The organism is Aeromonas sp. 5HA1 (genome assembly GCF_029237245.1).
In the GTDB taxonomy this organism is placed as follows: domain Bacteria; phylum Pseudomonadota; class Gammaproteobacteria; order Enterobacterales; family Aeromonadaceae; genus Aeromonas; species Aeromonas salmonicida.
In genome coordinates this window covers 38,081-54,860 of sequence record NZ_JAACFW010000009.1, presented here as the reverse complement: position 1 = coordinate 54,860, position 16,780 = coordinate 38,081, and the positions used below count along the sequence as shown (strand labels likewise).

General features: G+C 59.0%; 15 protein-coding genes and 1 tRNA gene. 7 read left to right on the top strand and 9 right to left on the bottom strand.

What is annotated here, in order from left to right:
• Positions 1–83: 83 nt before the first annotated feature.
• On the bottom strand, positions 84–608 hold the full coding sequence (gene tadA, locus GWQ27_RS10125; RefSeq protein ID WP_275907320.1) for a tRNA adenosine(34) deaminase TadA: 525 nt from the start codon (positions 606–608) through the stop codon (positions 84–86).
• Between the two features lie 361 nt (positions 609–969).
• On the opposite strand from tadA, the gene GWQ27_RS10120 reads away from it, so the two are divergent.
• The 4 genes from GWQ27_RS10120 to aceA all read left to right on the top strand — a co-directional run bounded on the left by GWQ27_RS10120 (position 970) and on the right by aceA (position 5,163).
• Positions 970–1,046 (top strand) — tRNA-Pro (locus GWQ27_RS10120).
• Between the two features lie 280 nt (positions 1,047–1,326).
• The gene (locus GWQ27_RS10115) at positions 1,327–1,461 is read left to right on the top strand and encodes a hypothetical protein (protein WP_005320161.1); all 135 of its coding nucleotides are present in this window, start codon (positions 1,327–1,329) and stop codon (positions 1,459–1,461) included.
• Between the two features lie 705 nt (positions 1,462–2,166).
• The gene (aceB, locus tag GWQ27_RS10110; protein WP_275907273.1) at positions 2,167–3,774 is read left to right on the top strand and encodes a malate synthase A; all 1,608 of its coding nucleotides are present in this window, start codon (positions 2,167–2,169) and stop codon (positions 3,772–3,774) included.
• Between the two features lie 75 nt (positions 3,775–3,849).
• The gene (gene aceA, locus GWQ27_RS10105) at positions 3,850–5,163 is read left to right on the top strand and encodes an isocitrate lyase (RefSeq protein ID WP_021139226.1); all 1,314 of its coding nucleotides are present in this window, start codon (positions 3,850–3,852) and stop codon (positions 5,161–5,163) included.
• A gap of 95 nt (positions 5,164–5,258) precedes the next feature.
• Here aceA and hda read toward each other — a convergent pair whose 3' ends face one another.
• The 3 genes from hda to upp all read right to left on the bottom strand — a co-directional run bounded on the left by hda (position 5,259) and on the right by upp (position 7,859).
• Positions 5,259–5,960: a DnaA inactivator Hda gene (gene hda, locus GWQ27_RS10100; protein WP_005320168.1), complete on the bottom strand. Its 702-nt coding sequence runs from the start codon at positions 5,958–5,960 to the stop codon at positions 5,259–5,261.
• A gap of 103 nt (positions 5,961–6,063) precedes the next feature.
• On the bottom strand, positions 6,064–7,083 hold the full coding sequence (locus GWQ27_RS10095; RefSeq protein ID WP_275907272.1) for a DUF2066 domain-containing protein: 1,020 nt from the start codon (positions 7,081–7,083) through the stop codon (positions 6,064–6,066).
• A gap of 149 nt (positions 7,084–7,232) precedes the next feature.
• Positions 7,233–7,859 (bottom strand): uracil phosphoribosyltransferase, encoded by a 627-nt coding sequence (upp, locus tag GWQ27_RS10090; RefSeq protein WP_005320172.1) that lies wholly within the window; start codon positions 7,857–7,859, stop codon positions 7,233–7,235.
• Positions 7,860–8,034: 175 nt separating this feature from the next.
• Between upp and purM the strand changes: the two genes are divergently transcribed.
• A complete protein-coding gene (purM, locus tag GWQ27_RS10085; RefSeq protein WP_021139228.1) occupies positions 8,035–9,072 on the top strand; it encodes a phosphoribosylformylglycinamidine cyclo-ligase in 1,038 nt (345 codons plus the stop codon).
• Between the two features lie 32 nt (positions 9,073–9,104).
• Positions 9,105–9,743: a phosphoribosylglycinamide formyltransferase gene (gene purN / locus GWQ27_RS10080; protein WP_201302874.1), complete on the top strand. Its 639-nt coding sequence runs from the start codon at positions 9,105–9,107 to the stop codon at positions 9,741–9,743.
• A gap of 118 nt (positions 9,744–9,861) precedes the next feature.
• Here the strand turns inward: purN and GWQ27_RS10075 are convergent, their stop codons facing one another.
• The 5 genes from GWQ27_RS10075 to GWQ27_RS10055 form a co-directional block, all read right to left on the bottom strand.
• Positions 9,862–10,623, bottom strand: a complete 762-nt coding sequence (locus GWQ27_RS10075; RefSeq protein ID WP_005320178.1) for a Nif3-like dinuclear metal center hexameric protein — start codon at positions 10,621–10,623, stop codon at positions 9,862–9,864.
• Positions 10,624–10,976: 353 nt separating this feature from the next.
• Entirely contained in the window at positions 10,977–12,320 is a 1,344-nt protein-coding gene (locus GWQ27_RS10070; protein WP_275907271.1) for a sigma-54 dependent transcriptional regulator, read from the bottom strand.
• Entirely contained in the window at positions 12,317–13,351 is a 1,035-nt protein-coding gene (locus GWQ27_RS10065) for a sensor histidine kinase (protein WP_275907270.1), read from the bottom strand. Before GWQ27_RS10065 ends, GWQ27_RS10070 begins: the two co-directional genes overlap by 4 nt.
• 106 nt (positions 13,352–13,457) lie before the next feature.
• On the bottom strand, positions 13,458–14,879 hold the full coding sequence (locus tag GWQ27_RS10060; RefSeq protein WP_034523731.1) for a sigma-54 dependent transcriptional regulator: 1,422 nt from the start codon (positions 14,877–14,879) through the stop codon (positions 13,458–13,460).
• A gap of 266 nt (positions 14,880–15,145) precedes the next feature.
• Positions 15,146–16,015 carry a DUF2726 domain-containing protein gene (locus GWQ27_RS10055; protein ID WP_005320184.1) on the bottom strand — a complete coding sequence of 290 codons (870 nt, stop codon included), beginning with the start codon at positions 16,013–16,015 and terminating at the stop codon, positions 15,146–15,148.
• A 190-nt stretch (positions 16,016–16,205) separates the two neighbouring features.
• Between GWQ27_RS10055 and GWQ27_RS10050 the strand changes: the two genes are divergently transcribed.
• A complete protein-coding gene (locus tag GWQ27_RS10050; RefSeq protein ID WP_021139235.1) occupies positions 16,206–16,718 on the top strand; it encodes an ACT domain-containing protein in 513 nt (170 codons plus the stop codon).
• The last annotated feature ends 62 nt before the right edge of the window (positions 16,719–16,780 follow it).

The window sequence follows — 16,780 nt, the reverse complement described above, 5'->3', positions numbered from 1 at the left end:
AGAAACAGATTCAACCATCTGTTTTATATGAAAATATATTTCCTGGTGAGAAGCAGGAGCGGCAAAAGTCTCCCCCGCTTGCATCAAGAAGAAGAGTCGGTCGCTTGCTGCAATGCCTGTCTGGCGGCCTTTTTCTCGGCGCGGCGGCGCTTGAAGAAGGCCGAGAGCTGGGCCGAGCAGGCATCTGCCAGTACCCCCTCCGTCAACGACACTCTGTGGTTGTGGCGGGGGTCCTGCAAAATATCGAATACGGAACCTGCCGCTCCCGTTTTGAGATCCCGCGCCCCGAACACCACCCGTTTGACCCGGCTGTGAATGAGGGCACCGGCGCACATGCAGCAAGGTTCCAGCGTCACATACAGCACCGTATCGATCAGACGGTAGTTTTCCAGTCGGGCACCGGCTGCACGGAGCGCCATAATCTCCGCATGGGCACACGCATCATGCTCGCTGATGGAGCGATTCCACCCCTCACCGACCACTTCGTCCCCCAGCACCAGCACGGCACCGACCGGGATCTCGCCGATCCCCTCGGCCCGGGCGGCCAGTGCCATGGCATGGCGCATCCAGCGCTCATCCTGCTCTGCTTGCTGCGCTGTCTGGCTCAGGGATACTGCGGCTGCTGATGGTTCCACCCCTTGCTCCTCTCTCTATTGGTTGTTCATGACCGATTGGTTGTTCATGACGGCTTGCCCTGCATGTGACTGCGCTCATCAGCGCTTGCCTGCACCAGGGACAGGCACCACGCCTGTGGATGCTGGCGCCTTGACCACAGTCGCCAAGCTAGGCCTGCGGCGCAATTTTTCCACCGCAATACGGGGCGGCGATTATGCCAAATCTCCGTGGCCGACCCAAGCAGCATCTTGACTGAGCAATAAAGAAGCAATCGACATCTCACTGATAAAAAAGGAGTTGCACCAACAGATTCATATCATTAGACTCCCTTTCGTCAGCTCGAACTGACCTCGTCGGTGTGTAGCGCAGCCAGGTAGCGCATCTGCATGGGGTGTAGAGGGTCGGAGGTTCGAATCCTCTCACACCGACCATTTTCCCCGAGAAATAGCCCAGTCAAACGACTGGGCTATTTTTTTACCTCCATTTCACTCCAGCCCCTTCACCATCCTTATGACCCTGGCAGTACTCTGTCCAGCAGGCGCCACCACAGAGCCATCACACATTGGTGGTATATTTTTTATTCAGGATCACTTGAAACCTGTGGCGAGTGTCGCTAGGATACGCGACTTTTCCGCCGGCAATGAAACAGGGAGGTGGGAATCCGGGTGATGGAGTCACCGACCGGCTTGCAATCCAATGAGGCAAGCACCCATGACGCAAGCAGTTGAATCACAGCCCCACCCAGCCCCCCTGCCACAAGCCGACATCGAACTCGGCGAGCATGAATACGGTACTATAGTGCATCTGGATGTGGTCGATCTGGCGGCGCCGGACGACGAATACTGATCCCGCTCAAGATAGAGTAGAAGAGGAAAAGTAGCCGCTGAACCCTTGGGTTTCGCCACCCTTTTACCTTCCCCGGGGGCCAGGAAGGCCCACTGACACAAATAACAATAAAATGCTGCGTAACTACGACTTATCAGTTTTATCCACTCCCCACCTCCTCCCCTCATCACCCCAGATAGCAAGCCAAGGTGATACAAACCTACGTTATTGCTCGTCACTTTTCCCCTGCTGACGAGATAAACCCCATTCGACCACTCTTCCCCATCCAAGTTTTAAACAAACGTTCGATAGCCAACACTGGTGAGAGCTGAGTATTCACCTAGATCCCAAATTTCATTTCATACAGCCGTTTTCTGAAAGCTTGGAGTAAGGTCGGGATTTGTTTTTGCATTTGTAATTTTATTACGTAATTAGTTACATCCCAGGTATTCAAAACACCGCTGGCGTACACCACCGCAGGGGGTGGGAAACCAAGAGCATAACCATCTGCATAGAGCATTTACCCCAATCACATAATGTCATTAAAAACATAACCTTAACTATGTGTCAGAAACAGGCGTTTTAAAAAAGTGGTTGACGGAGAGGGCAATATTTCGCACCTTATGAATCGTGTTATCCCGTTGTTACGGGAAGTTTGAAAGAACAGGGATCGACTTTAGTCGTAGTTAATTAGTTCAAAATGTAATTCTCAAAGGAGTGAACCCTATGTCGGCACCGGCCCAGACCCACTGTAGCGCCCGTCTGCGCATCCAGGGCGAGATGCTTCCCGAATACGCGCAAATTCTGACGCCGGATGCGGTGGCCCTGGTATCCGAACTGGTGGAACGCTTTGCTCCCCAACGGGGCGAATTGTTGAAACAACGTGTGGCACGCCAGGCCCGTATCGATGGCGGCGAGCTGCCGGACTTCCTGCCGGAAACCGCCCACATCCGTGAAGGTGACTGGACCATTCGCGGCATTCCCGCCGACCTGCAAGACCGCCGCGTGGAGATCACCGGCCCGGTCGAGCGCAAGATGGTCATCAACGCCCTCAACGCCAATGTCAAAGTCTTCATGGCGGACTTCGAAGATTCCCTGGCTCCTGCCTGGAATAAAGTGATCGAGGGTCAAATCAACCTGCGCGATGCGGTCAATGGCACCATCTCCTACACCAGTCCGGAAGGCAAGGCCTATACCCTGAACCCAAATCCGGCCGTGCTCATCTGCCGGGTACGTGGCCTGCACCTGCCGGAAAAACATGTCACCTTCGACGGTGAGCCCATCCCCGGCGGCCTGTTCGACTTCGCACTCTATTTCCTGCACAACCATCAGGCGCTGCTGGCCAAGGGCTCGGGCCCCTACTTCTATGTGCCCAAGCTGCAAAGTCATCTGGAAGGTCGCTGGTGGAGCGAAGTGTTTGCCTGGACCGAAGACAAGTTCGGTTTGCCCCGCGGCACCATCAAGGCCACCGTGCTGATCGAAACCCTGCCGGCGGTATTCGAGATGGATGAGCTGCTCTATCAGATGAAGGATCACATAGTCGCGCTGAACTGCGGCCGCTGGGACTACATCTTCAGCTATATCAAGACGCTGAAAGATCATGGGGACAGAGTGCTGCCCGACCGTCAGGTGGTCACCATGGACAAACCCTTCCTCAGCGCCTACTCGCGCCTGCTGATCAAGACCTGCCACAAGCGCGGCGCTCTTGCCATGGGCGGCATGGCCGCCTTTATCCCGGCCAAGGATGCCACTGTCAACGAGCAGGTCTTTGCCAAGGTCAAGGCAGACAAGGAGCGGGAAGCAAGCAACGGCCACGACGGCACCTGGGTCGCCCACCCCGGCCTCGCCGACACCGCCATGGCCGTGTTCAACGCCACCATACCGGCAGGCGCCAAGAACCAGATCGGCGTATTGCGTGAGCAGGATGCGCCCATCACAGCCACCGACCTGCTGGCTCCCTGTGAAGGCGAACGTACCGAGGCGGGCATGCGCACCAATATCCGGGTCGCCCTGCAATATCTGGAAGCCTGGATTGGTGGCAATGGCTGTGTGCCCATCTATGGCCTGATGGAAGATGCGGCGACAGCCGAGATCTCCCGCACCTCCATCTGGCAGTGGATCCGCCACGGCAAGAGCCTGTCGAACGGCAAAGTGGTGACCAAGGAGCTGTTTCGCCAGATGCTGGCCGAGGAGCAGGAGGTGGTCAAACATGAAGTGGGCGCCGCCCGCTGGCAAGCAGGACGCTTTGCCGAAGCGAGCGAGTTGATGGAGCAGATCACCTGCGCCGATACCCTGATCGATTTTCTGACGCTGCCCGGTTACGAGCGGCTCTGAACCACGGGTCTCCCCAGCGGAGCCCGCCAATAACAAGTCAATGGAAACGTGAAATCAATGAAAGAGGGAACTGATATGGCACTGACCCGTGAGCAACAGATCCAGGCTATCGAGAAAGACTGGGCAGAAAACCCCCGCTGGAAAGGGATCAAGCGCGGCTACAGCGCCGAAGACGTGGTGAATCTGCGCGGCAGCTTGCAGCCGGTGCACACCCTGGCTCAACGCGGCGCCGACAAACTGTGGGAGCTGATCCACGGCAGCGCCAAGAAAGGCTACGTCAACTGCCTCGGCGCCCTGACCGGCGGCCAGGCAGTGCAGCAAGCCAAGGCAGGTATAGAGGCCATCTACCTCTCCGGCTGGCAAGTGGCGGCGGACAACAACTTGTCCTCCACCATGTACCCGGATCAGTCTCTCTATCCGGCCAACTCCGTCCCCTCGGTGGTTGAGCGCATCAACAACTCGTTTGCCCGTGCCGACCAGATCCAGTGGGCCAACAAGGTGGGGCCGCAGGATGCCGGTTTCATCGACTACTTCCTGCCGATCGTGGCGGATGCCGAAGCCGGTTTCGGCGGCGTGCTGAACGCCTTCGAGCTGATGAAGGGGATGATTGAAGCGGGCGCAGCTGGCGTACACTTCGAAGATCAGCTGGCATCGGTCAAGAAGTGCGGCCACATGGGCGGCAAAGTGCTGGTGCCGACTCAGGAAGCGGTGCAGAAGCTGGTTGCAGCACGCCTCGCAGCCGACGTCTGTGGCACCACCACCTTGGTGATCGCCCGTACCGACGCCAACGCGGCGGACTTGCTCACCACGGATGCGGATCCGTACGATTCAGGCTTCCTGACCGGTGAGCGTACCGCCGAAGGTTTCTACAAGGTGCAGGCGGGTATCGAGCAGGCCATCTCCCGTGGCTTGGCTTATGCCCCCTACGCCGACATGGTGTGGTGTGAAACCGCCAAGCCGGATCTGGACGAGGCGCGCAAGTTTGCCGAAGCCATCAAGGCGCAGTACCCGGACACCATACTGGCCTACAACTGCTCCCCCAGCTTCAACTGGAAGAAGAACCTGGACGATGCCACCATCGCCCGCTTCCAGCAGGAGCTGTCCGACATGGGTTACAAGTACCAGTTCATCACCCTCGCTGGCATCCACAACATGTGGTTCCACATGTACGAACTGGCTTACCAGTACGCCCGTGGCGAGGGGATGAAGCACTACGTCGAGATGGTGCAAGAGCCGGAATTTGCCGCCGCCAGCCGTGGTTACACCTTCGTTGCTCACCAGCAGGAAGTGGGCACGGGTTACTTCGACAAGGTCACTACCGTCATTCAGGGTGGACAATCCTCAGTGACTGCACTGACGGGTTCGACCGAAGAAGATCAGTTCCACTGATCACGACAGTCGCACAGACAAAAACCCCGGCCTGGTGCCGGGGTTTCTTTTTGGTTTCAATCCGGGTCTTACCCGTACACGCAGCCGCAGCCCGCTCAAAGTTCGAGGATCTCTTTCACAAAGGGGATGGTGAGCTTGCGCTTGGCGCGAAATGAGGCGTTATCGAGCTGATTGAGGGTGGTAAGCAAGGTGCGCATGTCGCGGGAGAGTCGGTTGAGCAGGAAGCGGCCCACATCGATGGGCAATTTGAAGCCCCGCAGCTCGGCACGCAGCTGCAGGGCACTGAGCTTGCCTTCATCATCCAGCTCGTCGAGATGGAAACTCACCCCCCAGTCGAGGCGCGAGGCGAGATCCGGCAGTTGCAGCCCCAGCTTGCGCGGTGCGCTGCAACCCGTGACCACCAGGGTACCTTCCCCCTTCTCCTGCCAGCGATTGTAAAAATCGAACAGGGCACGTTCCCACTGCGCATTGCCGGCGATGGCTTCCAGGCTGTCGAGACAGACCAGTGGCAAGCTTTCGAGGGCGTCGAGCATGCTGGGATCCAGCTGTTCAAACTGATCGAGGGAGAGATAGGCCGCCGCCGCGTCGCGGGCATTGACCTCGGCACAGGTTGCATGCAGCAGATGGGAGCGTCCCGATCCCTTGGCACCCCAGAAATAGAGGAAAGGCGATCCCTGACCAATGGCCGCATTCTTGAGGGCGGTGATCAGATGAGCATTGTTGCCGGGATAAAAACTGACGAAGGTTTCATCATCCGGTAGTTGTACGGCTAAAGACAGTTGGGCCGGTTGCTTCACTCGTTAGGCTTTGACTGTGACATTTGTGCCAGAGTGTACCATCGCAAAGGCAGATAGAGAACCGCCCGGACTTGGCCGGGCGGTCGGGAACACGATGAAATGATCAGGGCTGCGACCATTGGTAACGCAAACCGCTGTCATTATCATCAATCTGGCGCAACCGGCTCTCCAGTTGCAGGCCGCGGATGAGCTCGGCCTTGTCGCCCTGCAACGAGAGATCGAAGGTCACCTTGTCCCCCTCCAGCTTGCCGATAGTCACCTTGGTCACGCTGGCCATCCCCTGCAGCATCTTCTGCACCGTGATCATGCCATCAATACCGGACAAACCTTCCACCACCAGTGTCTGACTGGAAGCGACACCCGAAATGCGCGCGCCATAGTTCTGTACCAGCCAGGCAGCCAGCTCATCGGCAAAATGCTGCGCCACCTCGGCCTGGGTACCACTGCTGCTGCCACGGGTGAGTTCGGCCAGCTCGCCACCGGCCTTGGGTCCATAAAGGCCCCAGTCCATGCTCCACTTGTCACCTTCCGGTGTCAGCTTGCCCAGCACCACCATCTCGGCGCCGTAACGCTGGCTCGCCTGCAGTATGGGAGCGGCAAAGCGACCCCAGACGTCGGTGGCGTTGACCGCCATGCTGTCATCGAGGTCCATCAAAGGAATGCTGACCGGCAGCCCCATGACCTGGCTCTGGGTTCGCAGTGCGCTGGCCCAGCCATCGCTGGATTGATCCGGCAGGATGCGGCGCTCCCCCTCATTGATCACCAGCCAGAGTGCCATCTGTGGCCTTGCAGGCCCCAGCAGGGCAAACTTGCTTTGGGAGATCAGGGCATTGACCTTGGCCACGTTGAAGTCGGCTTTCAGAAACTTGACCGGCCCCACATCCTGATAGCCATAGTGCTGCACATAGTCGCCGGGGGCGGCCAGCGCCTTGACCACGTCAGGCTGGGTGAGGATGTCCCGTTTGCCGGTCACCTTGACGAGCACATCCCCCAGCGCCTGGGACTGGGCAGCCACCATGTCGCCGCTGGTGGGCGCCTTGCCCTGATAGAGATCGGTCACCTGAGCGGCCGAGACCATGAATGACAAGCCGCAGCAGAGGGCGGTCACAACACGTTTGAGCATGAGAGGAGTCTCGAAATGGGAGATGCTGCTTATGGTAGCGGCAAGGCGCGCATTGCAGCAAGACAGAGGATGCCATAAACAGCAGAGCCGGCAAGGCGCCGGCTCCATTCTCACCCCTCATACAGAGAAGGTGGTCAAGGCATCAGGAATTACTTGGTGCCAAAGATCTTGTCGCCAGCATCGCCCAGACCCGGGACAATATAGCCTTTCTCGTTCAGGCCCTGATCGACGGAGGCGCAGTAGAGCTCAACGTCGGGGTGAGCGGCTTCCAGCGCCTTGATGCCTTCGGGCGCGGCGACCAGCACCAGCACCTTGATGGATTGGCAGCCTTTCTTTTTCAGCAGGTCGATGGTGGCAATCATGGAGCCGCCAGTGGCCAGCATGGGGTCTATGACCAGCGCCAGACGCTCTTCGATATTGCTGACGATCTTCTCGAAGTAGGGAACCGGTTGCAAAGTCTCTTCATCGCGGTAGATACCGACCACACTGACGCGGGCGCTCGGCATGTGCTCCAGCACGCCATCCATCATGCCAAGACCGGCACGCAGGATAGGCACGACAGTGACCTTCTTGCCCTTGATCTGATCAACTTCCACTGGTCCGTTCCAGCCGTCGATGGTAACCTTCTCGGTTTCGAAGTCAGAGGTCGCTTCGTAGGTCAACAAACTGCCCACTTCTTTGGCCAGTTCACGGAAACGCTTGGTGCTGATATCGCCTTCACGCATCAACCCGATTTTGTGTTTGACCAGGGGGTGTTTGACTTCAACGACTTTCATTATTATCTCCTCTAACTGCCGCGAAAAAATCGCGGAATCATACAACAAAAGCCACGGCTTGTAGAGCTTTTCCACGCAAAAACGCGCAAACGATTTCCTTTCTGCTTTTACTCGGCCACTGTTAGAATACGCCCCGAATTTTACCCTCCACTTCTTCATATGACGGGGAATACGCGTGACTGACAAAACCTCACTGAGCTACAAGGATGCTGGCGTAGATATCGATGCTGGCAATGCACTGGTTGAACGTATCAAGGGCGTGTCAAAACGCACTCGTCGTCCTGAAGTCCTTGGTGGTCTTGGCGGCTTTGGGGCCCTGTGTCAAATCCCTGCGGGCTACAAGGAACCGGTACTGGTCTCCGGTACCGATGGTGTGGGCACCAAGCTGCGTCTCGCCATCGATCTGAAAAAGCACGATACCGTCGGTATCGACCTGGTGGCCATGTGCGTCAACGACCTGATCGTACAGGGTGCAGAACCCCTGTTCTTCCTCGACTACTATGCCACCGGCAAGCTGGACGTGGACACGGCCGCGGCTGTTGTCACCGGTATCGGTGTCGGCTGTGAGCAATCAGGTTGTGCCCTGGTGGGCGGCGAAACCGCCGAAATGCCGGGCATGTATGAAGGGGAAGACTACGACATCGCCGGTTTCTGCGTCGGTGTGGTGGAAAAGAGCGAGATCATCGACGGCAGCAAAGTGGGTGACGGCGATGCCCTGATCGCCCTGGCTGCCAGCGGCCCCCACTCCAACGGTTTTTCTCTGGTCCGCAAGATCCTTGAGGTCTCCAAGGCCGATGTGCACCAGCCGCTGGGTGATACCACCCTGGCCAACGCCTTGCTGGAGCCGACCCGCATCTATGTGAAGCCGGTGCTCAAGCTCATCAAGGAGTGCGAGATCCACGCCCTGTCCCACATCACCGGCGGCGGCTTCTGGGAAAATATACCGCGCGTACTGCCCGCCAACACCCAGGCGGTGATCGACGAGCAGAGCTGGCAGTGGCCGGCGGTGTTCAGCTGGTTGCAGCAGGCCGGCAACGTCACCCGCCACGAGATGTACCGTACCTTCAACTGCGGTGTCGGCATGATCATCGCCCTGCCGGCGGATCAGCTTGAAAAAGCGCTGACCCTGCTCAAGGCCGAAGGCGAGAATGCATGGCACATCGGCCATATCGCCAAGGCGGCCGATGGTGAGGAGCAGGTCATCATTCAATGAATGACCGGATCAACAGCCAAATGCCCTCCCCTATGAAACGCATCCTGGTGCTTGTCTCCGGCAGCGGCAGCAACCTGCAGGCTATTCTCGACAGTTGCGCCAGCGGCAAGATTGCCGGCGAAGTGGTCGGCGTCATCAGCAACAAGGCCGATGCCTACGGCTTGGTGCGTGCGCAAACGGCCGGGGTGGCGACCTCCATTCTGGCCCAGCAGCAGTTTGCCAGCCGGGCGGAGTATGACGTCGCCCTGCAGGCGCTGATGGATGACTATCAGCCGGATCTGGTGGTACTGGCCGGCTTTATGCGGATCCTGAGTGCCGATCTGGTACGTCACTTTGCAGGGCGGATGATCAACATCCACCCTTCACTGCTGCCCAAGTATCAGGGCTTGCACACTCACCAGCGGGCTATTGATGCTGGTGATAGCGAGCACGGTGCCAGCGTCCATTTCGTCACCGAAGAGCTGGATGGCGGTCCCGTGATCCTGCAGGCTCGCGTCCCCATCTTCGAAGGTGACGATGTCGAGGAAGTGGCGGCCCGGGTGCAGGTCCAGGAGCACAGCATCTACCCGCTGGTGGTACAGTGGTTCTGCGAAGGAAGGCTGAGAATGCAGGGCGATACCGTCCTGCTGGACGGTGCCGCCCTTGGCCCCGCAGGTCATGCCTGCGAGTAGCCGCCAAGTGCAACATGCAAAATATAACAAGGGAGGCTTAGGCCTCCCTTGTCATTTCTACATATCAACTCTATGACTGCAGTCATGTCCGATTACGCCGCTACGCGGCTAATCGAACTTACACCGGATTGTCGATATCGATAAAGGTGACATCCAGCCCCTGCACGGTCGCCAGCCACTCTCCCAGCGCCTTGATGCCGTAGCGCTCGGTAGCATGGTGCCCGGCCGCATAGAAATGCATGCCCATCTCGCGGGCGGTGTGGATGGTCTGCTCGGAGGCTTCGCCGGAGATGAAAGCATCGATCCCCTGCTCCGCCGCCAGATTGATATAGCTCTGGCCACCGCCAGTGCACCAGGCCACGGAGCGGATAAGCTCGGGGCCTGTGTCACCACAATAAAGGGGTTCACGACCGAGCCGTTCGGCGATGAGCGTTGCAAAATCGCGACCGCTCATCGGCTCTTCCAGCTTGCCCACCATGGCGACGCTCTTGCTGTTCCAGGGCTCCAGGCCACGGCGCACCTTGATGTCCAGCAGCTTGGCAAGCTGGGCGTTGTTACCCACCTCGGGATGCACATCCAGCGGTAGATGATAGGCAAACAGGTTGATGTCGTGAGTGAGCAGGGTCTTGAGGCGACGCTGCTTCATGCCGGTGATCTGGGCCGGCTCGCCGCTCCAGAAGTAACCGTGATGGACCAGAATGGCATCGGCGTCGAGGGCCACGGCCGCATCGATCAGAGCCTGACTGGCGGTGACGCCGGTCACGACCTTGCGAATGCGCGCGCGCCCTTCCACCTGCAACCCATTGGGGCAGTAATCCTTGATGGCGTGGGGTTCAAGTAGATGGTTGAGTACGGTTTCGAGTTTTCGATGAGAGATCATAGGGGTCCCTTATAAAGGCTCGGTCCCCTGCATCAACAATACAACAGGGGCCAGGCTCAAACGCCAAGGACCCCATGATAATCGAGCCAGGCCACCAAGACCATGACAGTTCCCACCCTTGGCACTCGAGCGCAACGCCCCCCTGACTGCACTGATAACCAAGCCGGGCAGCCAGGGACAAGAGTATTGCTCACCCCCATCTTTTGGCAAACAGGCGAGCCCTTCCTTTTGGACAACAGAGTCAGACCATGAGGGTCACGACAGTTTCCACACCACCTTGCAACCCTGAGGGGCTGCCGGCCACCTGATAACCAGGCCAAGCAACCAGGGCTACGACAGGTTCGACCCCATACTCAGGCGGGAAGATCTATCCCCGCCTCCCGCATCTGGGCCAGCTTGTAGCGCAGGGTGCGCGGGCTGATGCCGAGCCGGTCGGCCACCGCCTTGCGACTGCCGTTGCAGTCTTGCAGAGTGTCGAGGATGATCTGATGCTCCTGCTGCTTGAGCTCGCTACCCAGATGCTCGCCACCGCTGATACGCTCGCCGCTGGTGAAACGGATCTCCTCCTCGTCCACCTCTTCCAGGATCAGGTGCTCGCAGCCAATGAGGCCATCCGGACTCAGGATCAGGGCACGTTGTACCACGTTGTCCAGCTCGCGCACGTTGCCGGGCCAGGCGTGGGCCAACAGACGTTCGCGAGCCCTCTCTGCCAGCTGCGGCGTCGGCAGCCCCTGCTGGCTGGCATGCAGTGCCAGCAGGTGTTCCGCCAGCGGCAGTATGTCGCCGGGCCGCTCCCAGAGCGCGGTCCAGCGCAGGGGGAAGACGTTGAGACGGTAGTAGAGGTCCTCGCGGAACAGACCGTCCTGCACCGCCTTCTTGAGATCCCGGTTGCTGGTGGCGATGACCCGCACATCGAGGGGGATCATCTTGCGACTGCCGAGCCGCTCTACTTCTTTTTCCTGCAATACCCGTAGCAGCTTGGCTTGCAACCCCAGATCCATCTCGGTGATCTCGTCGAGCAGCAAGGTGCCGCCCTGGGCCTGCTCGAACTTGCCGGGGCAACCCTGCACGGCACCGGTGAAGGCACCCTTCTCGTAGCCGAACAGGGTCGCCTCCAGCATGTTTTCCGGGATGGCGGCGCAGTTGATGGCGACGAAGGTTTGTTCGGCGCGGCTGGAGTTGTCGTGAATGTAGCGAGCCAGCACCTCTTTGCCGGTGCCGCTCGGGCCAGTCACCATGACAGTGGCTTCGCTTCTGGCCACCCGGGTCGCCAGCTGGAACAGTTCGGCGGTCTTGGGATCCCCGTATACCACAGCGCGCTTTTCTACTTTCTGGGCTGGCACATAGCGGCTGACCTGATTGAGCAGCACTTCGGGGGAAAACGGCTTGGCGAGATAGTCGATGGCACCTTCACGCATGGCGCGCACGGCACCGTCGATGTTGGCGTAGGCCGTCATCAGCAGCACGGGGATCTGCGGATATTGCTGGCGGATAGCAGCCAGCAGGGTCAGGCCATCCATGCCCCCCATCTGGATATCGGAGATCACCATATCAAAGCTTTGGCGCGACAGAGCCAGCAGGGCGCGTTCGCCGCTGTCCGCTTCACGACACTCGTAGCCGCCGAGCAAGAGTGTATCCACCAGCGCTTCGCGCAGGCCATTGTCATCTTCTACGACCAGAATACGGGCCTGAGTCATGCGACACCTCCAAGCTGCATCGGTTGCTGATGCAGAGGGAACGACAGAGTAAAGCAGGTGCCTTCAGTGGGCACTGAGGCCACGCTGACCTCCCCCTGATGGGCACGCACCACAGATTGCACCACCGCCAGACCCAGGCCAGTGCCTTGGGAGCGGGTGGTGAAGAAGGGTTCGAAAATCTGGTTAAGCAGGTGGGCGGGCATCCCCTTGCCATTGTCGAGGATGCGCATCTCCACCCGGGAGCCGCTGCGCACCGCACTCACCAGCAAGGAGGTGGCCCCCGCCTGCTGGGCGTTGGCAATCAGGTTGTTGATGGCCCCCGCCAGTGCACTGCTGTTGGCGAGCAGGCAGAGATCCGGCTCCGGCGCCTCCATGTGCAACTCGCAGCCTTGCTGATTGCAAAATGCCTCGGCACCGGCCTGTACCTCGGCCAGCAACCCCTGTACCGAGATGGGGGTCACCACCTGGTTGTCACCGTTGCGAGCGAACAGCAGTATGTCGTTGATCTGTTTCTCGAGATCTTGCAACCTGGCCATCAGCTTTTGCTGGAACTGGCTGCGGGACTCGGGTTTCAAGGTGCGGTTGGCAAGATTGGCCGCATAGAGCATGGCGGCAGAGAGCGGTGTGCGGATCTGGTGGGCCAGCGAGGCCGCCATGTTGCCAAGGGCAGACAACCGCTTCATATGGTTGACTCTGTCCTGCAGTTTGCGGGTTTCGGTCAGATCCGTGATGAAGACCAACTGGCCGGGTTGATCCGGCAGCGGCTGGGTCGAGAGCTGCACCCGCCGTCCGTCACGCAGGGAGATCTCGTGACCGTCATCCTCACGGGGCTGGAAGCAGCGGTCGATGATCTGGCGCCAGGCCTGACCTTCCAGCGGCTCCCCCAACAGTGCCAGGGCTGCCGGGTTGGCACGGGTGATGCGACCCTCGCCATCGAGCAGCAATACACCGGTCGGCAGCGCCGTGAAGATGGCATAAAGCTGGCTCACCTCGTGAGACTGGAGTGGGTTGTTCTGCTGCTGGGCTGTCATAAACCTGACCTCAAACTGGCGATTAGGTCAGGTTATTCAATTTCCATGCCACTAAAAATATCAATATAAATCAAACCCTTGAATATAAGCGTCAAGGCTTTGACCTTTAGACTTCCTTGCTCATCCCGTACTTTTTCATCTTCTCCACCAGCGTGGTGCGACGCATGCCGAGCAAGTCGGCGGCACGGGCTACGACACCATCCTGGGACTCCAGCGCCTGGCGGATCAGCTCCACCTCCAGATCGGCCAGCATCTCCTTGAGATTGACCCCCTCCTCCGGCAGCTGCATGGCGCGGGCGTGACTGTTGTGCATATCCAGCTCGGGTGGATCCTGGAACACGGCGGCCAGCGCATCGCGCTCGTCCATTTCGGTCAACCGCTCATCCCTCGGTTCGCACGGCAGCAGACGATAGCGGCTCGGCAGGTCGGCCACATCGACGATCTGTTGCGGGTAGAGAATAAGCAGCCGCTCCAGCAGGTTGGAAAGCTCGCGCACATTGCCGGGCCAGGGGTATTGCATCAGGGACTCCATGGCGCGCTGGGTCAGGCGAATGATGCCATGATGCTGCTCGGCATGACGGTTGAGCAGCTCCTGCAGCAACAGCGGAATGTCGTCGACCCGCTCCCGCAACGGCGGCGTCTCGATGGGAAAGACATTGAGGCGATAGTAGAGATCCTCGCGAAAGCCCTGGGTGCGGATCATCACCTCCAGATCCCTGTGGGTCGCCGCTATGATGCGCACGTCCGCCTGGATCGGCTTGCCACCGCCGACCCGATCAAACAGCCGCTCTTGCAACACCCGCAGCAACTTGACCTGCATCGGCAACGGCATGTCACCGATCTCATCGAGGAACAGGGTGCCACCCTGTGCCAGCTCGAAGCGGCCGCGACGGGAGGCGATGGCACCGGTGAAGGCCCCTTTCTCATGACCAAACAGTTCGCTTTCCAGCAATTCGGCCGGGATTGCGCCGCAGTTGATGGGCACGAAGGGACCGGCGCAGCGTGAAGAGAGTTCGTGAATGGCGCGGGCGACCACCTCTTTACCCGTCCCGGACTCCCCCAGGATCAATACGTTGGCGTCGGTTTCGGCCACCTGACTGATGAGGCGGCGCACCTCCTGGATGCCACGCCCCTTGCCCACCAGCAGACGCAGCAGGGCCTGGCCCTTGTCATGGGTCTGCTGGCGAGGATGCAAGGAGACAAATGCCTGACAGAAATGCAGATACCGAGTGAGGGATTCGTAGGTGAAGGGAGCTTCGGCAACACCGATGAAATTGCTGTTGGGGAAATCAGCCGGAACCAGCGACAAAAACGGAATGCGGGGAAAGAGGGTCAGCAATTCGTCCAACGGACGACCGGTCAAGGCACCGGCCAGCACCCCTTGCAGCGGGCCAGACGTTTCGATGGCCACATCCAGCTCGCTCTCGGCAATCTCCTGCCAGGGGATCCCCATAAACGAGAGCACAGTGCCCAACTGTTGGCGCCGCTGCGCATCGGCATCAACAATCAATACTCCCATCGCCATCATATCCATCCCTCTTATAATAGACGTAACTTATTGTTTTAATGTGCTTCTGTGGTCAAGCCACGCACCTTATGCAGGTCGCACAAAGTGCCAAAATTCCGACGCATTGTCAAAATTTGTCGCATTTGACTTAAGTTTATCGACGCAACTGCGTAATAAGATAAATTTTGTCGCCTCTTTTTTGATGAGGCATGGGGCGCTACCGCGAGGCAGGGATATTGACTGCATGTTTCCGGCCCAGTGACAGGCCGGGAACATGCGACAAGGGATCAGTGACGGGCGTTGGTGTGGGGGGCGGCGTAGCGACACTCGGGGAAGCGGCTGCACGCCATGAACAGGCGACCGGCATGGGGACCTTTTTTGGCCTCTCGCTCCACCAGCGGCGCATCGCAGCGGGGACAATGGGGTGCCTGGTGCGAATGCGAGTCCTCTTCGTCCTCCACCTCGGCAAACAAGTTATCCACCAGCTCGCTGTCGGCGGTCGAGACCAGTGCACTCCTGACCGGCGTGGTGATCACAGGGGACGAGCTTGAAGGCGAGCGTCCCCCATGGCGGGTCTCGTCCATGTCGACGCCGTCCAGCAGCAAGGGGCTGAAGGTTGGCTCGCGGCGCTCACCCGGCATCACATTGTCGACCAGCGGTGCAGTTGTCTTGACCAGCAGCGGCAGGATCTGCTCGCGCAGCTCTTCCACCTGATAATGGGCACTCGCCGGGATCTGCAGCAACGGCAAACCGGCACTGTCGCAGGCGGTTTTCAGGAAAAGGTCGCGTGCCTTGCGTTTCTGATGTCGATGAGAACTGTCATCGAGCTCTATGGCGCAGATAAAGGAGAGATCGGCCGGGTGGCAGAGCAGATAATCCAGGTGCTTGGCGCTGATCTTGTTGAAGTGTTGCTGCCATTTGCTTTTGCCAAGCCCCGCCTGTGGCGTCAGCACATCGGCCACCCTCACCTTGGCAAAGACCCGGGCCTTGTCACCGACTGCCAAGTCCAGCACACCGAGGAAGGAGCGCTCGGCCGGGCTGAACAAGGCCTCCTGCAGATCATAGGGTAACGCCTTGCCTCTCTTGCTCCTGGTCCAGAAGACCACCAGCAGGAGCAGTACCAACAACACCAATCCCGATACGACAAGGGTATTCATGAATGCACTATCCAGTTCATAAAACGAAAGAGGGCATCACTCTACCACAGGGGTCAGATACCCGGCAGCGCTGAAATGGGGCACAAACCTCCCCTCTGGTTTTTTTCAGCCTGTTTAGGCCGAACGGGGCTTCATATGGCCTGCCACAGCAGGCACAATGCTACAGAAACCCAATTCCAAGGAGAGCAGGATGCAGAAGCAATTGGTCGTGACCGTGATCGGTACAGACAAACCCGGCATAGTCGAGAGTCTGGCGGATGTCATCACACAGCAACAGGGCAACTGGCTGGGCAGTTCCATGAGCGAGCTGGCCGGGCAATTTGCCGGCATCCTGCACGTCACTGTGCCCGATGAGCACTACCGCAGCCTGTGTGAGGCCTTGGTAATGTTGCCTGGCCTCACCGTCAGCTTTGCCGAAGGCCAGCTCGGCCAGGAACCGGAACGCCAGGTCATGCTCAGCGTCACCGGCAACGACAGAGCAGGGATAGTGCACGAAGTGGCCAGCATACTGCGCCAGCTCAACATCAACGTGGCCGATCTCACCACGGGTTGCGAACCTGCGCCCCACTCGGGCGCCCCGCTCTTCTATGCTCACGCCCTGGTGGCCCTGCCACCCCAGCTGGAGCTGGACGATCTTGTGGCGGCGCTTGAATCTCTATCTGACGATCTTGTCGTCGATATCGACCAGGCTTTCACCGACTGAGCGGATTGTCATCAATCTGTCATATTCACACGCCATAACTGCCGCGCAGACGCGACCTGATA

Excerpts from the sequence above, each read along its gene's own strand:
- upp (WP_005320172.1), bottom strand. The coding sequence starts at position 7,859 with ATGAAAGTCGTTGAAGTCAAACACCCCCTGGTCAAACACAAAATCGGG.
- GWQ27_RS10055 (WP_005320184.1), bottom strand. The coding sequence starts at position 16,015 with ATGAATACCCTTGTCGTATCGGGATTGGTGTTGTTGGTACTGCTCCTG.
- aceB (WP_275907273.1), top strand. The coding sequence starts at position 2,167 with ATGTCGGCACCGGCCCAGACCCACTGTAGCGCCCGTCTGCGCATCCAG.
- GWQ27_RS10065 (WP_275907270.1), bottom strand. The coding sequence starts at position 13,351 with ATGACAGCCCAGCAGCAGAACAACCCACTCCAGTCTCACGAGGTGAGC.
- GWQ27_RS10095 (WP_275907272.1), bottom strand. The coding sequence starts at position 7,083 with ATGCTCAAACGTGTTGTGACCGCCCTCTGCTGCGGCTTGTCATTCATG.
- GWQ27_RS10070 (WP_275907271.1), bottom strand. The coding sequence starts at position 12,320 with ATGACTCAGGCCCGTATTCTGGTCGTAGAAGATGACAATGGCCTGCGC.
- GWQ27_RS10050 (WP_021139235.1), top strand. The coding sequence starts at position 16,206 with ATGCAGAAGCAATTGGTCGTGACCGTGATCGGTACAGACAAACCCGGC.
- purN (WP_201302874.1), top strand. The coding sequence starts at position 9,105 with ATGAAACGCATCCTGGTGCTTGTCTCCGGCAGCGGCAGCAACCTGCAG.
- GWQ27_RS10115 (WP_005320161.1), top strand. The coding sequence starts at position 1,327 with ATGACGCAAGCAGTTGAATCACAGCCCCACCCAGCCCCCCTGCCACAA.
- aceA (WP_021139226.1), top strand. The coding sequence starts at position 3,850 with ATGGCACTGACCCGTGAGCAACAGATCCAGGCTATCGAGAAAGACTGG.
- GWQ27_RS10075 (WP_005320178.1), bottom strand. The coding sequence starts at position 10,623 with ATGATCTCTCATCGAAAACTCGAAACCGTACTCAACCATCTACTTGAA.
- GWQ27_RS10060 (WP_034523731.1), bottom strand. The coding sequence starts at position 14,879 with ATGATGGCGATGGGAGTATTGATTGTTGATGCCGATGCGCAGCGGCGC.